A 17,953-nucleotide genomic window follows, 5' to 3' on the forward strand; every position below is an offset into this window, starting at 1 on the left:
CCGCGGGCGGTTGACAAAGGCGCACAGCAGTCAGGCGCGAGCGACCATCACCGGGCACGGCGCATGGTGCAGCAGGTTCTGGCTCGTCGATCCCATTACTGCGCCGGCCATTGCGCTTCGGCCGTGGCTGCCGACCACCAGAAGTTGGGCGTCGTCGGCGTATTTCAGCATGACCGGGGCGGCTGCGCCGGGTTCGCTGATTCGAGTGACCGGAACGTCAGGGTACTGCTCGGCCATTCCGGCAAGGTTTTCGGCCAACAATGCGGACTCCTCTTGTTCGACGGCTTCCCAGTCGATGAGGATTCCGGCGCCACCTTCACGGAAGGTCGACGCACCTTGCCACGTGTGTACTGCGATGAGGGGTGCTTCGAACTCGTCGGCAAACCAGAAGGCATGTTCGACGGCCTTCTTGCTCAACGGACTTCCGTCGATACCGACCACGACGGGTCTCTGATCGGGCCCCGGGTTCTCGACGGTTCCACGCCAGACAGTGACCGGGGAGGTTGCATGATTGGCGACCTTGAGGGCGGTCGATCCGAGTAGACGTGAGCGCAGAGCGCCGGCTCCGGTGGAACCCATGACGATCAACCGAGCTGTGTCGGCCGATTCGAGGATATGTGTTGTCGGAGGACCCGGAGCGATGTTGGACTCGATATCCAGCGAAGGGAATTTCTCTGCCACCGCGCTGGACGCCGCCGCGATGATTGCTTCGCCGTCCTCGCGGATCTGATTGAGGAACTGCGACTGCAACATCACGGCGGCGGGGCTGTAGATCGGGCCTTCCTGCGGCAGTGCATGTGCCAGGATCAGCCGTGCATTGACCACCTGAGCAACGGCTGCGGCCCATTTCGCGGCACCGATCGATGCCTCGGAACCGTCGACGCCGACAACGATGTCCTGGTGTCCGGCAAGTGTGTCCATGCTTACTCCCTCAGGTGGTTCGAGATCCGTCAACTGTTCCGATGATGTCTCATCGCCACAGCGTTGCTGATGATTTTGCTGCTTCCTTCCATGTCTTCTCGAGTAGTGCGGCTTGCTCGTCGGCAATGTCGAGTTCGCGTCGGTACACCATTCCCAAGCTGAAACTGGTGAGTGAGGTGTGCTCGTGCTCCGACGCCATTTCCAGCAGATGGTGACCGGCGACAACAGAATCCTGGTGCTCGCCGAGAACATCCTGGAAGTGGTTGAAATGCTTGAGCGCTCGTTTGGCGCGATGCTTGTTCGACGGCTTCATCACTTCGATCGCGTACTTCATTCGCTTGGCGCCCTTGCGTGCTCGATGGATTTTCTCGTCGCGGTCCGCGCGTGACGTCGCTTCGGCGACTTTGTCGACTCGTTTGCCGACCTTGTGCGAGAGATGCTGCAGGGTGTTCGCCAGTTCCTTGGAGGAGATCTTCTTGTCGGTGCGTCGACCGATCGCGTCGAATTCCAGATCGACGACGTACGCGTCGAGGTTCTCGAGCAAGGTCAGATAACGTTCGGAATTCAGTGTGTCGAGTGCAATTCCCTGGGCGGTTTCTGCTCGGGCAGAGAAGTATTCGTCGATCCGGGCCCGTACGGCTTCCTGCTCGGGCATGTCGATTTCGCCGAGGCGGTCGACCAGTCGCTGCCACTGCACCTCGACGTCGCGGGCATCACCGAACTTGCCGCCCAACCACCGTAGGTCGTCGACAAGTGCATCGGTCCGCGGTGACTGTCCGGCGTACGACTGCAGTGCACTGCGAATCCGACGCGCGGCGACGCGAAAGTCGTGAACGGCTTCCTCGCTGCGCCTACGGGTTCCGAGATCCGCGTCGGTGAGTGCGCGGATCTGTTCGATCAGGTAGTTGCGCAGCAGTATCCGAGGGGTGGGTGACTTCGTGGTGGTGGCTTCGGGTGCGGAGTGCGGTGTCACGGAGGTGCCAAGCGCACGTTTCAGCTTGGACGGGCTTTCCGAGCGCTCGAGGCCGGCGCCGAACAGCAGGGTTTCGATGGCATCGGCCAGTGGTTGCCCGCCCGCTCCTTGCTCGACCTCGACTTCTTGCCACGTGGACTCTCCGGATCCGTCTGCTTTGCAGGCAATTACGGTGTCCGAAACAACTTCGGCGAGAAGCGTGTCGTCGGCGTCGTTGAGTCTGGTGCGCTCGCGGTCGGTGATGATCAGGGCGACGGGGACCAGGTCGTTGCCACGAATGATCGCTCGGACCAGCGTTGACAATGCTTCGGGTACGACAGTTCCGTCGTCGGGCGGCAGTTGGATTTCGGTTCGGGCATCACCGGCGCCAGGAAGTTTCATATGCCAGCCGGCGTCGTCGCCACCCTCACGTTTGCGCAGCGTGATCTTCTCGGCGAGCAACCGATAGTCGGCGGTGTCGAAGTACGTTGCGGAGAGTTGGATCGAGTCGTGGACCGGTGCGCCGGCTACCCCGGGCAGGTTGTCCAGTGCCGGAACTTCCTGCTCTGCAGGTGCTTCGTACTTGCGCTCGACTTCCTGGACAGCTCCAGGTACTGCATCGGTCTTGCTCATCTGATCTCCTTGTGCGGTGCGATGTAACTGCGTCCATCCTTGTCGGTAACGAGGGCGCAGGGAAGGGTGAGCGCTTTCAGGTTGGCCATGCGAGCGTCAGGCGGCTTTCGAATCGGCGGGTTTCGCCGCTGACGGGGTCGTCGAACTCGAGCACACGGGACAGCAGGCGGAGTGGGTTCGAATAGTCTTCTGCAGCAACATCGTAAAAATCCGGGTAGAAGTTGTCGCCGTGGATGGGTAGTCCCACCGATGTCATGTGCAGACGGAGTTGGTGCGTCTTGCCGGTATGGGGAATCAGTCGATAGCGCGCAAACTCGCCGTGAGTTTCGATCAGTTCGATACGCGATTCGCTGTTGGGATCGCCGTCGATCTCGCGGGCTTTGAGTACTCCGCGTTCCTTCACGATGCGGCTTCGCACGACGGTAGGCGTCGCGACGTCGGCGTCGTAGCGTGCGATTGCTTCGTATTCCTTGGAGACGAGGCGATCGGCGAACATCGTCTGGTAGCCGCGCCTGGCCTGCTGGTGCACGGTGAAGAGGAGCAGCCCGGCAGTTACGCGATCGAGTCGGTGTGCCGGACTGAGCTCGGGGAGGTCGAGGTCTCGGCGAAGTCGAACCAACGCGGATTCCGCGATGTAGCGTCCGCGCGGAGTGCTGGCCAGAAAATGAGGCTTGTCGACTACGAGGATGTTGTCGTCGCGGTACAGGATGTCGATCTCGAAAGGAACTCGTGCTTCGACGGGCGGGTCGCGGTACAGATAGACGAAGCGGCGAGGCGCAAACGCGGTTCTTTCGTCGATTCCGACGCCTTTCTCGTCAACAACCTCGCGGGCGGCAACTTTCTCCCGCAGTCGCACAGCGTCCTGCGGGAACCGCTCGAGTAGATAGTCGAGCGTGGTTTCCCACGTTCCCGTGTCGGGTTGACGGATGCGGCTGGGGTTGAGGCCGTCGCGGACGGGGAGCGGAGATCGAGACACATCTTCGACGGTAGCGCTCTGGCCGGGTATTCGAGCCATCCACGACAGATCGGGCGTGGGTAATCGAGAATCAAGCTTGTGACGTCGAACACCGCACAGTGCTGACCTGCGTATTCGGGCGTTGATGTTACGGATAAGCGTGCCGACGTAACCTGAACGAAACTGCGAGCTAACCCACAGTCTGCGACTATTGGTCGATGACCGAGCCTCGCCTTCCCACAGCTGTTCACGACAGATTGGCACAGTTGCTCGACCCCGTCGATTCGAGACTCGCAAGCCAGTACCCCGGCAACCGCGACGAGATTCAACCGGTGCACACCGTGTACGTCAGTGCTGCCGACGCAGGTGTCGATACTCCGCGGTCGTGGGGTGAGCAGGCAATCGAACTGCTTGATGCCCATGTTGATGTTTTTGCCGATCTCGACACCGAGAATGCACTCGACGATGTCCGTGTTCTGTTGGGTCGCACACCCGTCCAGGACTTACGGATCGATTTCGAAGACGGATACGGGCGACGCGAGGACCAGGAAGAGGATGCCGCCGCGCGGAACGCAGGTCGGACCCTGGCAGCGATCAGTGCGGACCCGTACGGTCCGAGTTGGTGCGGCATCAGGTTCAAAGGAATGCCGGCGAGTGAGCGTCGGCGATCCATTCGCACTCTCGAATTGGTTCTGGACGCCGCCGGTGGAGTGCCAGCTGGATTTGTATTCACCGTTCCCAAACTTCGTGCGGTAGAGCAGGTTACCGCGACGGTGCTGTTGTGCGAGGAGTTGGAGAAGGCCCACGGGTTGGCGACGGGATCCCTGCGATTCGAGCTGCAGATCGAAAGTCCGCAGGCTGTGATTGCTGCGGACGGAACCATTGCGGTTGCGCCGGCTATTCATCGCAGTGAGGGTCGACTGACCGGATTGCACTACGGTACTTACGATTACAGTGCCGCATGCGGAATCGCATCGCGCTTTCAATCGCTCGAGCATCCCGTTGCAGATCATGCCAAGGCGGTGATGCTCGCCGCAGCCGCTCAGACCGGGGTGTGGGTGTGCGACGGTTCCACGCAGATTGCCCCGGTGGGAACCCCCGAAATGATTCACGACGCCATTACACGGCATCATCGGCTTGTCATGCGATCGCTCGAGCGTGGCTACTACCAGGGCTGGGACATGCATCCCGGGCATCTGGTGACGCGATGGCTCGCGACGACAAACTTCTACCGCGGAGCCTTGACCGCCGCAGCGCCGCGAATTCAGGCCTACCTCGATCGTCAGGGTGGGAGTGTGATGGACGAGCCGGCAACAGCGCAGGCATTGGCTGCCGTTGTCCTGCGCGGGCTGGACGCGGGTGCCTTTGCCGAGGCCGGCGTTCTTGCTCTTGCGCCCTCTGCCGATACAGCCTCGCTACGAAGCTTGGTGGGACGAACCACTGTCAACACAGGAGTGAACTGAATCTATGACAACCACTGATTTCACCGCTTATCCAGACTTGGCGTTGCGGACGCTTGGCGGCGCTGTGATCTGGGCGAATGACGAAGCATTTGCCGAGCGTGAAGCGTTGATCCGACCGGGTAAGGCGGGATACCAACCCGCGACATTCGGCCATAAAGGGCAGGTCTACGACGGTTGGGAAACCCGTCGACGTCGCGTCGCCGGCCACGACGAAGCGATTGTCCGACTCGGTGTTCCGGGCGTCGTCCACGGCGTTGTGGTTGATACAGCGTGGTTCAAGGGCAATTACCCGCCCGAGATTTCGGTGGAAGCGATCAGTGTCGACGGGTATCCGGATCCGGCAGAGTTGGCGCAATCGGCCGACTGGCAGACGATTGTCGAGCGCTCCGCGGTCGCCGGTGACTCGGAGAATCCGTTCGACGTGAGCTCGGATCAGCGCTGGACCCACGTCAAGCTCACCATCTACCCGGACGGCGGCGTTGCCCGCTTCCGCGTGCACGGTGAAGCACGCCCGGATCCACGGTTCCTCGATGCCGGGCCGCTCGATCTTGCAGCACTCGAGAACGGTGGACGAGTAACCGACTGTTCCAACATGTTCTACAGCTCACCGCAGAACATTCTGTTCCCCGGTCGAGCAGCATCGATGGGTGACGGCTGGGAGACTGCGCGCCGCCGCGACGACGGAAACGATTGGGTGCAAGTGCAACTCGCCGGCGAAGGTTCGTTGAGTTTTGTCGAGATCGACACGTCGTACTTCCTCGGCAACGCTCCAGGTGCCGGCGCGCTGACCGGACGCACGCCGCGCGGCGAATGGATCGAATTGTTGCCGCGCACCACGTTCCGGCCGGATACGCGTCATCGCTTCCTGATCGAGAGCGACGTCCCGGTAACCGATGTACGGTTGGATGTCTTCCCGGACGGCGGGCTCGCTCGGCTGCGTGTTTTCGGAACTCTGACACCGGCAGCTCGAGCTGTGCTCGACGGGCAATGACGGTAAAGTTGTTGCCATGAACAACTATCCGCGTGACATGGTGGGGTACGGCAAGAATCCTCCCCACCCGCATTGGCCCGGCGACGCGCGGATTGCGGTCCAGTTCGTGCTCAACTACGAGGAGGGCGGCGAGCGTAACGTCCTCGACGGTGATGACGTCTCGGAGACGTTTCTGTCGGAAATGACTCCGGCAGAGGCGTTTCCGAACCGCCACATGAGCATGGAATCGCTGTACGAGTACGGATCTCGCGCCGGATTGTGGCGAGTTCTCGGGATCTTCGAGCGACGCAATCTCCCGCTGACAATTTTTGCGGTGGCGCGTGCCATGCAGCGTAACCCTGAGGCGGTCAGCGCTTTTGGTGAACTCGGTCACGAGATAGCGTGCCACGGACTGCGGTGGTTGTCATATCAGTCGGCGGACGTCGAGCGTGAGCGCGCGGATATGGCCGAAGCCGTCGACATCCTTCGGGATCTGACGGGGTCCGCCCCGCTCGGGTGGTACACCGGACGTGATTCACCGAACACCCGTGAGTTGGTTGTAGAGCATGGCGGATTTGTCTACGACTCGGATTCGTACGCCGACGACCTGCCGTATTGGGTCGACGTGCCTCGAGGCGAGGAGTCGGTGAAGCATCTGGTGGTTCCGTACACACTCGACACCAATGACATGCGGTTCGCCTCTCCGGCAGGCTTTCCCAGTGGCGATCAGTTTTTTGCGCATCTGCGTGACGCCTTCGACGTGCTGTACTCCGAGGGGACCGCCGGGGCACCGAAAATGCTGTCGGTCGGATTGCACTGCCGCATAGTCGGCCGCCCCGCCCGCGCTGCGGCCCTCGAGCGATTCCTCGACCACGTGCAGTCACATGAGAAGGTGTGGATCACGCGTCGGATCGATATTGCTGAGCATTGGAAGGCTGTCCACCCCGCTTAGGGAGGGCGTCCTGCGCAGCTAGAGTTCGTACGGCGCCAGTATGCCGGTGTACGGCTTCGGGATCGGGCGGGCAAATTCGTTCCGCGCACTTGTGGACAGGCCGAGGGTGACAAGAGACTGGACCATCGTCACCGCGGCTGTGACCCCGTCGACTACGGGCACCCCGAGTTCGTCGGACAGGGAGCGGCACAGATCTGCCATGCCCGCGCAGCCCAGAACTATCGCGTCCGAGCCATCACGATCCAGAGCGTCGAAACATGCTTCCAGGATGACCTTTCGGGAATCCGGATTGTAGTCCAAGTCGAGGACCGGGATTTCGCAACAGTGAATGCCGAGACAATGTCGACCCATGCCGTAGCGTTCCACCAGATCAGCTGCACGGCCACGGGTTCGGCCCAACGTGGTCACGACGGAGAATCCGCGGCCGAGGAAACTGGCGTAATGCATGGCGGCTTCGGCGATCGCAACAACTGGGCCGGTGGCTAATTCTCGGGCGGCGTCCAATCCCGGATCTCCGAAGCACGCGATGACGTAGCCGTCGACGCCGTCGATCTCGCCAGTTGCGATTTCGGTGAGAATTCCTGGAACACTGAGTGCCTCGTCGTAGTGACTTTCGACGGACGCCGGACCCGTTGCGGGGCTGACCGCGTCGACGAACATGCCCGGGCCTGCGACGGCCCGGGCACATTCCTCGATCTTGGCGGTCATCGCCCACGTGGTGTTGGGGTTGATCACCTTGATCTTCATGATGGTCAGCTGACCTCTGCAGGTTCGGGAGCGGGGACGTTCTTGACCGCGAGTGACGTGCGGGTGGCGAGTAGGTAGTAGACGGCAAATCCGAGCCCACAGCCGATGAACCAGCTGTACTGCGCTGCGGTGTACATCCCGGTGAGATCCTTGCCGAGCACCGGGGCCATGGCGACAACGGCACCCACCACGGTGGCAATGACGGCTGCCGGGTTGTAACCCTTGCTGTACCAGTAGGTTCCGGTGGGCGACATGCTGAACAGTTCGTCCACGATCACCTTCTGCTTGCGCACGAGGTAGTAGTCGGCGATCAGGATTCCGAATAGGGGTCCGATAAACGCTCCCAGGGTTTCCAGTGTGTAGTGGATGACGTCGGGGTTGTTGTACAGGTTCCACGGGGTGATGAGGATGGATCCGATTGCCGCGATCATTCCGCCGGCCCGCCAGCTGATCTTCTGTGGGCTGACGTTGGAGAAGTCGAATGCCGGTGAAATGAAGTTGGCGACGATGTTGATGCCGATGGTGGCGATGGTGAAGGTCAGGGCGCCGAGAACAATCGCAAACGTGCTGTCGATACGAGCGACTGTGGCAACGGGATCGGTGATCAGTTCGCCGTAAACCGGGAGGGTCAGCGAGGCGGTGACGACAACCAGCACGGAGAACACGAGGAAGTTAACCGGTAGGCCCAGAAAGTTGCCCTTCTTGACTGCCGCAAAGGACTTACCGTAGCGGGAGAAGTCACCGAAGTTGAGCATCGGCCCGGAGAAGTACGAGACCACGAGAGCGATAGCGCCGAGCATGACCGGCACCGCGTCGAAGCCGTCGTACTTGACGTCACCGAGAGTGAGATCTATTGCGCTCCAACCGGCTTTGTAGATGAGATAGCCGCACAGCATGAACATGACGACGTACACGGCCGGTCCGCAGAAGTCGATGAACTTGCGGATCGACTCCATGCCTCGCCAGAACACGCAGGCCTGCAGTACCCACAGGAGCATGAAACTGCCCCAGCCAAGGGCCGATAGGCCGGCAAATCCGTAGTCCTCGACCACGGCGTATGGCGCGAGGGAGGGAAAGAGCTTGATGAGCACGACATCGAGGGCCGCTGAGGCGAGAAACGTTTGAATTCCGTACCAGGCCACAGCAATCAGGCCGCGGATGATCGCCGGGATATTCGCTCCGAGGACGCCGAACACACTACGGCAGATCACGGGATACGGAACGCCGGTTGCCTGACTGGGTTTGGCGACAAGGTTGCAGAAGAAGTACACGATGGTGATGCCGACCAGTAGTGCAACCAGTACTTGCCAGCTGGCTAGCCCCAGCGCGAAAAGGCTTCCGGCCGTGACATACCCGCCTACGCTGTGCACGTCGGACATCCAGAACGCGAAGATGTTGTACGACGTCCACGTCTGCTTACGTAGCGGTGCCAGATCCTCGTTGGTCAATCGCGGGTCGTAGTCGGGTTTGATCAAGCCGCTACCGACAGGATGCCCGGCGGCCTCGACGAGGTCCCCGTGGCCGGGTCCGGTCGGCGGCGCGGCGCTTGCGGTTGTGGTCGGAAGGATATCGGTCATGACAGCTCCTGTGCATCGGGCAGAAGGCAGGGGAAGGTGCACACGCTCTCAGCGCCAGTGGTGAAAATTGTGTTGAGAGAAAGATATCCAGCTTGTGTTGCACAACTATTGCGAGATCGGTATATCTTTTTCGGCGAGCAGTCCGGTGTCGGTCGGCAGTGTTGCGATCACAGAGTTGAGTCGGTTGTGGTGAATCTCGGATGCGGCCAGCAGTGCTTCCGTATCGCGTCTCAAGAACGCATCGAGCATCGCGGTGTGATCGGAATGGAGGACGGTTCGATCGACGCCGGCAACGTGAACCATCGGCTGGACCGGTTCGGTGATGTTCCAGGCCGCCTCGAACATGTGTAGAAGGCGATGCATGTTCGACGGCCGTGTCAGCGCCAAGTGGAAGTTACGGCTTTCGCAGTGATACGAGTGTGAGTCGTCGTAGCGCAGAGCGATTTCGAGTCTCGAGTTCACCTCGACGGCGTGAGCGTGGTCCTCCTTGGTTGCTTGTTCGACGGCAACGCTGAGCGCAGCAGATTCCAAGGTCTCGCGGACTATGTACATTTCACGCAGTTCGGCGGGTGTCAGTTGCGCGACGGTGTATCCGAATTGGTGTCGGTGATCGACCAGCGATTCACCGACCAGCGTCTTGAGTGACTCCCGGACGGGTATTCGGCTGACCCCGAAGCGCTCGGCGACTTCGGCCAGCGGAATGGGTGTGCCCGGAGGCGCCGATCCGGAAAGAATGACTCGACGCAGTTCGTCGAGGATTGCTTGCTGGGGACTTCCGGGAGTATCGATCACCAATTGCGTCAGCAGCACTGATCTACGGCGCGGTGCCATGGCGAACTCCCTTCTCGTCTGTTATGCGTAGAAACAGAGTAGAAACTCGATGTTGCGTGTGCGTGACAACTACGTAGCTGCCACGAATCGAACGAGCCGATGATTCTCCCTGTGCGAACGGCGCAGACGTGGACGAACGGGGTAGCGTTGAAAAGGTTCGAGAAGGAAGTGAGACGGTCGATGGTACCCGCGGCGCGGGGCGCGACCGATCAGCGCGTGATCGGGAATCTGCCCCATGAGCTGAGCAGTTTTGTCGGACGTCGACGCGAGTTATCCGAGGCCAGAAGGTTGTTCGAGGAATCGCGTCTACTGACCTTGACTGGTATCGGCGGAGTAGGTAAGACACGACTTGCCATCCGTCTGGCGAGCACGGTGCAGCGAGCATTCCGCGACGGGGTCTGGTTGGTGGAACTGGGCGAGCAGACTGATCCGAAATTACTCGACGACTACGTCGCGGTGAGGCTCGGTGTGCGGCCGGTCTCGTCGGATCCGCTGCACGCGATCATCGACTACTGCGCGGACCGGAGTCTGCTGTTGGTGCTCGACAACTGTGAACACCTGGTGGATTCTGTTGCGCGGTTTGCCGGTGAGATTCTGCGTCGGTGCGCCGGGGTGAAGATTCTGGCGACGAGTCGAGAATCGCTGGGAATGGGCGGTGAGGTGACGATGCGAGTTCCCTCGCTCACGACGCCACAGCAACAGTCGCGCGAATTCGAGGGCCTTGCCCAGTACGAATCCGTGTCGCTGTTCACCGAGCGCGCGGCGTCCGTCGTTCCGGGCTTTGTGCTGACCGACGAGAACAAGGATGCCGTTGCTCGGATTTGCCAGGATCTGGACGGATTGCCGTTGCCGATCGAGTTGGCGGCTGCCCGTCTGCGGGGTATGTCTGTGGAGCAGATCATGAATCGGCTCTCGGATCGTTACCGTCTCCTCACCTTGGGTGGACGTGGCGCACCGAGTCGTCAGCAGACGCTTCGTTTGTCGATTGATTGGAGCTATGACCTGTGCTCGCCGCTGGAACAACGGTTGTGGGGAAGGCTGAGCGTGTTCTCGGGTGGGTTCGACCTCGATGCTGCCGAAGGTGTGTGCGGGCAGGACATGAGTTCGACGGAAGTGCTCGATATCGTCACCGGATTGGTCGAGAAGTCCATCCTCATTCGTGAGGAATCCGACGGTGTCGTTCGCTACCGTCTTCTCGATCTTCTCCGGGAGTACGGGAGTGAAAAGTTGGAGGCCACCGGGGAACAGTTCGACGTGCATCGCCGCCATCGCGATTGGTTCGAAGATCTTGCTGTCCGAGCGGATTCCGACTGGATCAGCAGCAGGCAGGCCGAATGGATCGCATGGTTGAGGCGTGAACAGCGCAATGTAGACGACGCGCTGGAGTTTTCGATTTCGACGCCAGGACAGGTGCGGTCTGCGACTCGAATAGTTGCCGCCTTGTACCAACTGTGGGTGGCTGACGGCCTGATCGGCCCGCTGCGGTACTGGGCTGATCGAACCCTTGACGCCACAGCCGCCGAGACGGACATGTATCGCGCGGACGTCTTGTGCGGAGGCGCAGCGGCGCACGCGATGCAGGGCGATTACGTGCGTGCACGCGAATTGGTCGACGAAGGTTGGCGCCTTGCCGAGGTCGTGGGAGACGTGCGTTCGCGAGCTTTGGCAGCGTGGGCGGACGGGTACGTCAATGCGTCTGCGGGTGAATTCGACACTGCTACAGCGAAGTTGGAATCTGCTCTGGCGATGTCTCGGTTCGACGAAAATCTGCAGTACGTGGTGATCGGTTTGGGCGTCCTCGGTCTCGCATATATTCTTGCCGGTTCTCTGGAGCGCGCGGTGGAGTGTTACGACGAGTGTCTCGATGTCACCGTGCCCCTGCACGAAGTGACGTATCAGGCCCAGGCATTGGGGTTTCTCGGACTCGTGGCGTGGCTTCGGGGTGACTTCGCGCGTGCGAGTGACTATTCGACACGTAGTTTGCGAACTGACAATTCTTCGATGAACGCCGCATGGTGTGTTGAATCGTTGGCGTGGACTGCTGTAGCGCAACGTGATTGGAAGCATGCAGCGATTCTGCTCGGCGCCGCGGAGATGTGCTGGCAGAAGATCGGGCGGCCGCTCACCGGGCTCTCGAGGTTGTCGGGTTTCCGCGACAAGGCGATGAAGAGTGTTCGAAAGGCTCTGGGTGAGAGTGCTTTCGACAAGGAGTTTCACAGAGGGAGTGTGATGACCGAAGGTGAAGCCGTCGCATACGCACTCGACGAGCGTCGCAGTGCCCAGGCTGCATCGTCGAGCGAGGCAATTCGACTCACACGCCGCGAGCAGCAAGTTGCGGAACTCGTGGCTCAGGGCCTCACGAACCGCGCTATCGCAGAGCGCCTCTTCATCTCGGTGCGCACCGCTCAGGGGCACGTGGAGCACGTGCTGACAAAACTGGGATTCAATTCCCGGGCGCAGATCGCGGCGTGGGCAGTTTCTCACGCACACGAAGAGGAATCGCAAGGCGCTGCGCGATCCCTAGATCGGCCGTGAGGGCTTCTACTGCAAAACACCAGGTCGTCACCGCAGTGCCCGAAATGCAGGTACAAATCCAGGTACCGATCCAGGTAGTTCGGCCGTCGCTCAGACGTCGGATGCACGGCAGTGTCGAGGTCGACCGAGTGCCAACCGCACTTTCCGACCGAGAAACTGGATCCGATCATGCCCGTCAACACCGCCGATCCCGATGCGTCCATCGAATGGGACACAGCCGTGGTCGACTCGCGAAGCGTGGACTTCGCGGCAGGCGGGGACGGCGAGTTGGTTGTTTTTCTGCATGGGTGGGGCTTGTCGCCGCGTGCGTATCGTTCGTCGCTTGCATCGCTGGTCAATAGGGGTTTTCGCGTGATCGCGCCCACACTTCCCGGACTCGGCGGCAGCGCAGAACTCGAGCCGAGCGATCGCACTTTTGACGGCTACGCGAAGTGGGTGGGTCGATTTCTCGACGCGATCGGGGTGAACAGTCCGGTAACCGTTGTGGGACATTCGTTCGGTGGTGGAGTGGCGGCAGCGGTGGCACATGATCGCCCGACCCTGGTTTCCCAGCTGGTGTTGGTGAACTCGGTCGGTGGTGGTGCGTGGTCACATTCGTCCGGGCGCGAGTACCCGATCCGTAAGCGACCGCTGTTGAATTGGTGCGGCTCGGCGATAGCTGAAGCCATTGCGACCTTCCCGGCCCGTGGACCTATGCAGTTGCTGTTGGACGAGGTAGTTCCCAATGCGGTCCGCAATGCCGGTTCGTTGTGGCGCACGGCGAACTTGGCCAGGAACGCCGATCTCATCGCACTGTTCGAAACGATGGCAGAACGTGCGATGCCGGTGTCGATGCTGTGGAGCGTCGGCGATCAGGTGATCCCACGCGCAAGCTTCGACGCGATTCGTGCCGCCCTCGTAGATCCTCGAGTTCACGAAGTTCGTGGCAACCACAACTGGCTGATCGACGACGCCGAACTGTTCGGGCAGTTATTGACGCACGTGCTTTCCGATTCGGCCACAGAACTCGTCGGTTGACCGCCAACTACCGTGTATCTTCGAATCCATGAACAGGCAGGGAACGGCGACGCGATCGTTGTTGCTGCTTCTGCTGCCGTTCATCGCGATGCTCGCTACTCCGCCGCTCGGTTCATCGGGCAGTGCCGCGGTTCTGGGAACCGCGATTGCGGTTTTTGTTGTTGCCGCGTTGGCGACGTCGCCCCGCAGCGAACTTCTGCAACTGTTTGCGCGCTCGTCGAGTGGGCCGGCCCGTGACGAGCGTTGTCTGCGTGGGTCTTTCCGCAGGCAGAGCAGCCCGGACGCCCCTGGTCGTCCACAACCCCGAGCTCCGGGAATTGGTCTGTAGTCTGGCACCGCGCGGGTGAGAAACCCGTCGTAGGTCGGTCAGCGAAGCTCAGCCCACGACCATTCCCCGCGCTCGCATTCTGCTCGAGCGTGCCTCTTGGTGAGGTTCATTCATCATGCTTGATTTCATCTATTACCCCGTATCCGGAATCTTGTGGTTCTGGCACAAGGTTTTCTCCCTGGTTTCGGGAGCACCCGACAGCGGTGTCGTCTGGGCACTGTCCGTGGTGTTTCTCGTCTTCACGCTCCGAGCGATTCTTTTCAAACCGTTTGTCAAACAGGTCCGCACGCAGTTGGTGATGCAGAAATTACAACCGCAGATCAAGGCATTGCAGAAGAAGTACGCCGGCGACAATCAGAAGCTTGCCGCGGAGATGGCAAAGCTCCAGAAAGAACACGACTACAGCCCGCTGCTCGGATGTTTGCCGATGCTTATTCAGGCTCCGGTCTTCATCGGCCTGTATCACGTTCTGCGGTCGTTCAATCGGACGGGAGCGGCTACCCACGTCCCGTTCCTCAGCCCTACCGAACCCATGTCCATCGCCGACAACGCGAACACTGCGAACTACTTTTTCAGTGCCTCGGATGTGCAGTCGTTTCTCGATGCGAAGCTGTTCGGGGCGCCGCTGTCGGCGATGATTTCGAGTCCGGCCGCGCAATTGGAGGCGTTTGGCGATGTGACCCGGCTGTCCATAGTTCTGGTCGCAGTTCCGCTGATGATCTTTGCCGCGGTGGCGACGCACTTCACGTCGCGGGCATCTATCGCGAGGCAGGTGGACACCGGGACCGTCAACCCGCAAACGGCGATCATGAACAAACTCGCGTTGTGGGTGTTTCCGGTCGGAGTGGTTGCCTTCGGTGCGTTTGTGCCGGTCGCGATCCTGATCTATTTTGTGAGCAACAACTGCTGGACATTCGCGCAACAGCATTTTGTGTACGGCCGGATTGCGGCGGAGCAGCGCGAGGCAGATATTCAGATCCCGCCAGGCTCCGCGTCCACAGCGCCTCTTCCTGGTGCCAAGCCGACCAAGGCAAAACGGAAATCGTGACGAAAATCAGCACTCCCTACCGGCTGGTAACACACGTACGCTGGATTTCATGACCAAGTGGACTGCAGAAGACGTTGTCGATCAGACCGGCCGCACGTTTGTGGTGACCGGGGCCAACAGTGGGTTGGGGGAGGTAGTTGCACGGGCATTGGGCAAAGCGGGCGCAACCGTAGTACTTGCGTGCCGCGACACATCGAAGGCTGAACCCATTGCGGCGGAGATCGGTTCCAACGCGGTGGTACGGCAACTCGATCTTGCGGATCTCGCGTCGGTGCGGGCATTTGCCGACGCCACCGACGCCGTCGACGTTCTGGTAAACAACGCCGGTGTCATGGCGATACCGTTTCGCCGGACGGTCGACGGTTTCGAAATGCAGATCGGCACAAACCATCTGGGGCATTTTGCGCTCACCGGCTTGCTGAAGGACAAGCTGACGGATCGTGTCGTGACGATGTCGAGCGCACTGCACCAACTGGGAACCGTCGATCTCGATGATCTCAACTTCGAGCATCGCAAATACAACCGGTGGCTGGCGTACGGGCAGTCCAAACTCGCCAATCTGCTGTTCACGTACGAACTTCAACGCAAACTGGCTGCGTCGGGTTCGCCGCTCAAGGCATTGGCGTCGCATCCGGGGTATGCGTCGACAAACCTGCAGGGCCACACCGAGTCCGTCTTCGACAAGCTCATGGGCATCGGCAACCGGATCATCGCGCAGTCTGCGGAGATGGGCGCATTGCCGGAGCTGTATGCGGCAACCGTTCCTGATGCATTCGGCGGCAGCTATATCGGCCCGGACGGTCCGTTCGAGCAGCGTGGATACCCGAAAGTGGTTGGCTCGAACAAGAAATCGCACGATACCGAGACCGCAGCGGGCCTGTGGACGCTTTCCGAGAAGTTGACCGGAGTGTCGTTCGGAATGTGACGCCGATGGCCGCGAACCCCAGTGGGATTCGCGGCCATCGCAGCAGTTGCACTGTTACAGCAGTTGCACTGTTACAGCAGTTGCACTGTTACAGCGTGACAACCATCTTGCCGGTGTTCGCGCCGCGCATCAGATCGATGAACGCCTGCGGGGCATTGTCGAGACCTTCGACTTTGGTCTCGTCCCACGCAATCTTGTTGTCGGCGAGCCACCCCGCCATGTGGGTGCGGAACTCGGGGCCGAGATGGCGGTATCCGCCAACCAGGAATCCGCGCAATGTGAGCTGCTTGCCGATCGCTGCCGCCAAGTTGCTGGGGGCAGTGGGCTTTTCGGTGGTGTTGTACTGAGCGATGGCTCCGCACATCGCGATTCGGCCGCCAGAATTCATGGCGTCGATAGCCGCCTCGAGATGTTCACCGCCGACGTTGTCGAAGTAGACGTCGATTCCGTCGGGTGCGGCAGCGGCGAGAAGTTCGGTGACCGGTCCGTCGTGGTAGTCGAACGCGGCATCGAAGCCGAGTTCGAGGAGACGAGCGACCTTCGCCGGAGAGCCCGCGCTGCCGATCACACGCTTGGCACCCAGGAGCTTTGCGATCTGGCCGACCAGTGATCCGACGGCTCCTGCTGCGCCGGAGACGAATACGGTGTCACCTTCTTTGAACTCGGCAACAGCTGTCAGTCCCGCGTACGCGGTGAGGCCCGTCATGCCGAGCGCACCGAGGTAGGCCGTGGCTGGGGCAATGGACGTATCAGCGGGAGTGACGGCTGTCCCGTCGAGAATCGCGTACTCGCGCCACCCGAGGCCGTGGACAACAACGTCTCCGACAGTGCGATCGGCGGACTTCGAGGCGATAACTTCTCCGACTGCGCCACCGTCGAGAGCCGCGCCGATCTGGAAGGGCGGCAGGTACGACTTCACGTCGTTCATGCGTCCACGCATGTACGGATCGACCGAGATCGCGATGTTGCGCACCAGGATCTGGCCGTCTTCGAGTTCGGGAAGCTCGACCTCGACTGTGGAGAAGTTCTCGGGGGTCGGCCAACCGTTCGGCCGGGATGCAAGGTGGATCTCGCGGCTGATTGTGGGGGTGGAACTCATTAATCGTCCTTACTTACTTCGAGGGTGACCTCGATGTTGCCGCGAGTTGCGTTGGAGTACGGGCACACCTGGTGCGCCTTCTCCGTCAGCTCGACGGCCTGTTCATGGGGCAAATGGGGAAGTGAAACTTCAAGCGTCACAGCAAGTCCGAAACCGCCGGCGTCGTTCGGGCCGATGCCGACGCGAGCGCCCACCGCAGAGTCCGCAACATTGGCTTTCTCCGCTCGGGCGACCATCTGCAGTGCAGAGTGGAAGCACGCCGCATATCCGGCGGCAAAGAGCTGCTCGGGATTGGTGCCGTCGCCGCTGCCGCCCATTTCCTTCGGGATGGCCAGGCCGAGATCGAGGCGTCCGTCGGAGGTGCGGGCGTGGCCGTTGCGACCTTCGCCGGTGGCCAGTGCTTCTGCGGTGTACACGATGTTCATGGCTTCTTCTTTCCGTCGACAGCGTTGGATGTTTGAAGGTGCTTACCTAGCCGGACCAGGACTTCCCGGAGTTTCACCAGTTCGTCGAGATCAAGTCCCGTTGCCTCGGCGAGCGTGCGGGGTATGTCTTCTGCCTTGCTGCGCAGTGCCAAACCGCTCTCGGTCAGGTGAATCTCGACGCGGCGCTCGTCACTGGTCAGGCGTCGGCGCTCGATGAGCCCTTGGCTTTCCAGTCGCTTGAGGAGCGGCGAGAGAGTGCCGGTGTCGAGATCAAGGGCGTCGCAGATATCCCGAACGCCGCGGCCGTCGCGTTCCCACAGTGTCAGCAGGACCAGGTACTGGGGATACGTAATTCCCAGGTCCTCCAGCATGGTTCGGTAGGCGGCCGTGGTTGCTCGCGACGCCGAGTAGAGGGCGAAGCAGAGTTGGTGTTCGAGAGCGAGCGGGTTGGTCACAAGAAATACTGTAGCGCACAGTTTAGTTGTGCGCAACCTAGCTGTGCAAAATCTATCTTGGACGCCTGCGGTCGTTCACGGAGTATTGACACGCCTGCCACCTGTCCGACGCGTGTGGAC

At 60.8% G+C, this 17,953-nt stretch carries 17 protein-coding genes; 8 read left to right on the forward strand and 9 right to left on the reverse strand.

Annotated features, from left to right (window positions below; translation table 11 throughout):
* Nucleotides 1-30 precede the first annotated feature (30 nt).
* The 3 genes from RG2_RS17135 to RG2_RS17145 all read right to left on the reverse strand — a co-directional run bounded on the left by RG2_RS17135 (nt 31) and on the right by RG2_RS17145 (nt 3,482).
* Nucleotides 31-921, reverse strand: coding sequence for a universal stress protein (locus tag RG2_RS17135; protein WP_033233998.1), 891 nt, complete (start codon nt 919-921; stop codon nt 31-33).
* A 49-nt stretch (nt 922-970) separates the two neighbouring features.
* Nucleotides 971-2,506, reverse strand: coding sequence for a CYTH and CHAD domain-containing protein (locus RG2_RS17140; protein ID WP_033233999.1), 1,536 nt, complete (start codon nt 2,504-2,506; stop codon nt 971-973).
* 76 nt (nt 2,507-2,582) lie between these two features.
* Nucleotides 2,583-3,482: a pseudouridine synthase gene (locus RG2_RS17145; RefSeq protein WP_033234346.1), complete on the reverse strand. Its 900-nt coding sequence runs from the start codon at nt 3,480-3,482 to the stop codon at nt 2,583-2,585.
* Between the two features lie 197 nt (nt 3,483-3,679).
* On the opposite strand from RG2_RS17145, the gene RG2_RS17150 reads away from it, so the two are divergent.
* From RG2_RS17150 to puuE, 3 genes are read left to right on the forward strand one after another with little or no spacing between them, the layout of a single operon-like run.
* Complete coding sequence (locus RG2_RS17150) at nt 3,680-4,924, forward strand: DUF6986 family protein (protein WP_033234000.1); 1,245 nt, start codon at nt 3,680-3,682, stop codon at nt 4,922-4,924.
* Between the two features lie 4 nt (nt 4,925-4,928).
* Nucleotides 4,929-5,915, forward strand: a complete 987-nt coding sequence (gene alc / locus RG2_RS17155) for an allantoicase (RefSeq protein ID WP_033234001.1) — start codon at nt 4,929-4,931, stop codon at nt 5,913-5,915.
* Nucleotides 5,916-5,931: 16 nt separating this feature from the next.
* The gene (gene puuE / locus RG2_RS17160) at nt 5,932-6,846 is read left to right on the forward strand and encodes an allantoinase PuuE (RefSeq protein ID WP_033234002.1); all 915 of its coding nucleotides are present in this window, start codon (nt 5,932-5,934) and stop codon (nt 6,844-6,846) included.
* An 18-nt stretch (nt 6,847-6,864) separates the two neighbouring features.
* Here puuE and RG2_RS17165 read toward each other — a convergent pair whose 3' ends face one another.
* The 3 genes from RG2_RS17165 to RG2_RS17175 form a co-directional block, all read right to left on the reverse strand.
* Nucleotides 6,865-7,593: an aspartate/glutamate racemase family protein gene (locus RG2_RS17165; RefSeq protein ID WP_033234003.1), complete on the reverse strand. Its 729-nt coding sequence runs from the start codon at nt 7,591-7,593 to the stop codon at nt 6,865-6,867.
* Nucleotides 7,594-7,598: 5 nt separating this feature from the next.
* The gene (locus RG2_RS17170; RefSeq protein WP_033234004.1) at nt 7,599-9,170 is read right to left on the reverse strand and encodes an NCS1 family nucleobase:cation symporter-1; all 1,572 of its coding nucleotides are present in this window, start codon (nt 9,168-9,170) and stop codon (nt 7,599-7,601) included.
* Nucleotides 9,171-9,275: 105 nt separating this feature from the next.
* Complete coding sequence (locus RG2_RS17175) at nt 9,276-10,001, reverse strand: GntR family transcriptional regulator (protein WP_033234005.1); 726 nt, start codon at nt 9,999-10,001, stop codon at nt 9,276-9,278.
* A 180-nt stretch (nt 10,002-10,181) separates the two neighbouring features.
* Here RG2_RS17175 and RG2_RS17180 point away from each other — a divergent pair, with 180 nt between their 5' ends.
* From RG2_RS17180 to RG2_RS17200, 5 genes are all read left to right on the forward strand, one after another.
* On the forward strand, nt 10,182-12,536 hold the full coding sequence (locus RG2_RS17180) for an ATP-binding protein (protein ID WP_033234347.1): 2,355 nt from the start codon (nt 10,182-10,184) through the stop codon (nt 12,534-12,536).
* 168 nt (nt 12,537-12,704) lie between these two features.
* A complete protein-coding gene (locus RG2_RS17185; protein WP_033234348.1) occupies nt 12,705-13,553 on the forward strand; it encodes an alpha/beta fold hydrolase in 849 nt (282 codons plus the stop codon).
* A 28-nt stretch (nt 13,554-13,581) separates the two neighbouring features.
* Entirely contained in the window at nt 13,582-13,881 is a 300-nt protein-coding gene (locus RG2_RS17190) for a DUF6412 domain-containing protein (protein WP_033234006.1), read from the forward strand.
* Between the two features lie 115 nt (nt 13,882-13,996).
* Nucleotides 13,997-14,929 carry a membrane protein insertase YidC gene (gene yidC / locus RG2_RS17195; protein ID WP_033234007.1) on the forward strand — a complete coding sequence of 311 codons (933 nt, stop codon included), beginning with the start codon at nt 13,997-13,999 and terminating at the stop codon, nt 14,927-14,929.
* 49 nt (nt 14,930-14,978) lie between these two features.
* Nucleotides 14,979-15,854: an oxidoreductase gene (locus RG2_RS17200; RefSeq protein ID WP_033234008.1), complete on the forward strand. Its 876-nt coding sequence runs from the start codon at nt 14,979-14,981 to the stop codon at nt 15,852-15,854.
* Nucleotides 15,855-15,942: 88 nt separating this feature from the next.
* Here the strand turns inward: RG2_RS17200 and RG2_RS17205 are convergent, their stop codons facing one another.
* Genes RG2_RS17205 through RG2_RS17215 form a run of 3 tightly spaced genes read right to left on the reverse strand, consistent with a single transcriptional unit; the run spans nt 15,943 to nt 17,833 of the window.
* The gene (locus RG2_RS17205; protein WP_033234009.1) at nt 15,943-16,953 is read right to left on the reverse strand and encodes an NADP-dependent oxidoreductase; all 1,011 of its coding nucleotides are present in this window, start codon (nt 16,951-16,953) and stop codon (nt 15,943-15,945) included.
* The gene (locus RG2_RS17210) at nt 16,953-17,378 is read right to left on the reverse strand and encodes an organic hydroperoxide resistance protein (protein ID WP_033234010.1); all 426 of its coding nucleotides are present in this window, start codon (nt 17,376-17,378) and stop codon (nt 16,953-16,955) included. Before RG2_RS17210 ends, RG2_RS17205 begins: the two co-directional genes overlap by 1 nt.
* On the reverse strand, nt 17,375-17,833 hold the full coding sequence (locus RG2_RS17215; RefSeq protein ID WP_033234011.1) for a MarR family winged helix-turn-helix transcriptional regulator: 459 nt from the start codon (nt 17,831-17,833) through the stop codon (nt 17,375-17,377). The genes RG2_RS17210 and RG2_RS17215 overlap by 4 nt, the downstream gene beginning before the upstream one ends.
* Nucleotides 17,834-17,953: the final 120 nt, after the last annotated feature.

The organism is Rhodococcus globerulus NBRC 14531 (assembly GCF_001894805.1).
Taxonomy (GTDB): Bacteria; Actinomycetota; Actinomycetes; order Mycobacteriales; family Mycobacteriaceae; genus Rhodococcus_F; species Rhodococcus_F globerula.

Excerpts from the sequence above, each read along its gene's own strand:
- RG2_RS17135 (WP_033233998.1), bottom strand. The coding sequence starts at position 921 with ATGGACACACTTGCCGGACACCAGGACATCGTTGTCGGCGTCGACGGT.
- RG2_RS17140 (WP_033233999.1), bottom strand. The coding sequence starts at position 2,506 with ATGAGCAAGACCGATGCAGTACCTGGAGCTGTCCAGGAAGTCGAGCGC.
- RG2_RS17150 (WP_033234000.1), top strand. The coding sequence starts at position 3,680 with ATGACCGAGCCTCGCCTTCCCACAGCTGTTCACGACAGATTGGCACAG.
- alc (WP_033234001.1), top strand. The coding sequence starts at position 4,929 with ATGACAACCACTGATTTCACCGCTTATCCAGACTTGGCGTTGCGGACG.
- puuE (WP_033234002.1), top strand. The coding sequence starts at position 5,932 with ATGAACAACTATCCGCGTGACATGGTGGGGTACGGCAAGAATCCTCCC.
- RG2_RS17165 (WP_033234003.1), bottom strand. The coding sequence starts at position 7,593 with ATGAAGATCAAGGTGATCAACCCCAACACCACGTGGGCGATGACCGCC.
- RG2_RS17170 (WP_033234004.1), bottom strand. The coding sequence starts at position 9,170 with ATGACCGATATCCTTCCGACCACAACCGCAAGCGCCGCGCCGCCGACC.
- RG2_RS17175 (WP_033234005.1), bottom strand. The coding sequence starts at position 10,001 with ATGGCACCGCGCCGTAGATCAGTGCTGCTGACGCAATTGGTGATCGAT.
- RG2_RS17180 (WP_033234347.1), top strand. The coding sequence starts at position 10,182 with ATGGTACCCGCGGCGCGGGGCGCGACCGATCAGCGCGTGATCGGGAAT.
- RG2_RS17185 (WP_033234348.1), top strand. The coding sequence starts at position 12,705 with ATGCCCGTCAACACCGCCGATCCCGATGCGTCCATCGAATGGGACACA.
- RG2_RS17190 (WP_033234006.1), top strand. The coding sequence starts at position 13,582 with ATGAACAGGCAGGGAACGGCGACGCGATCGTTGTTGCTGCTTCTGCTG.
- yidC (WP_033234007.1), top strand. The coding sequence starts at position 13,997 with ATGCTTGATTTCATCTATTACCCCGTATCCGGAATCTTGTGGTTCTGG.
- RG2_RS17200 (WP_033234008.1), top strand. The coding sequence starts at position 14,979 with ATGACCAAGTGGACTGCAGAAGACGTTGTCGATCAGACCGGCCGCACG.
- RG2_RS17205 (WP_033234009.1), bottom strand. The coding sequence starts at position 16,953 with ATGAGTTCCACCCCCACAATCAGCCGCGAGATCCACCTTGCATCCCGG.
- RG2_RS17210 (WP_033234010.1), bottom strand. The coding sequence starts at position 17,378 with ATGAACATCGTGTACACCGCAGAAGCACTGGCCACCGGCGAAGGTCGC.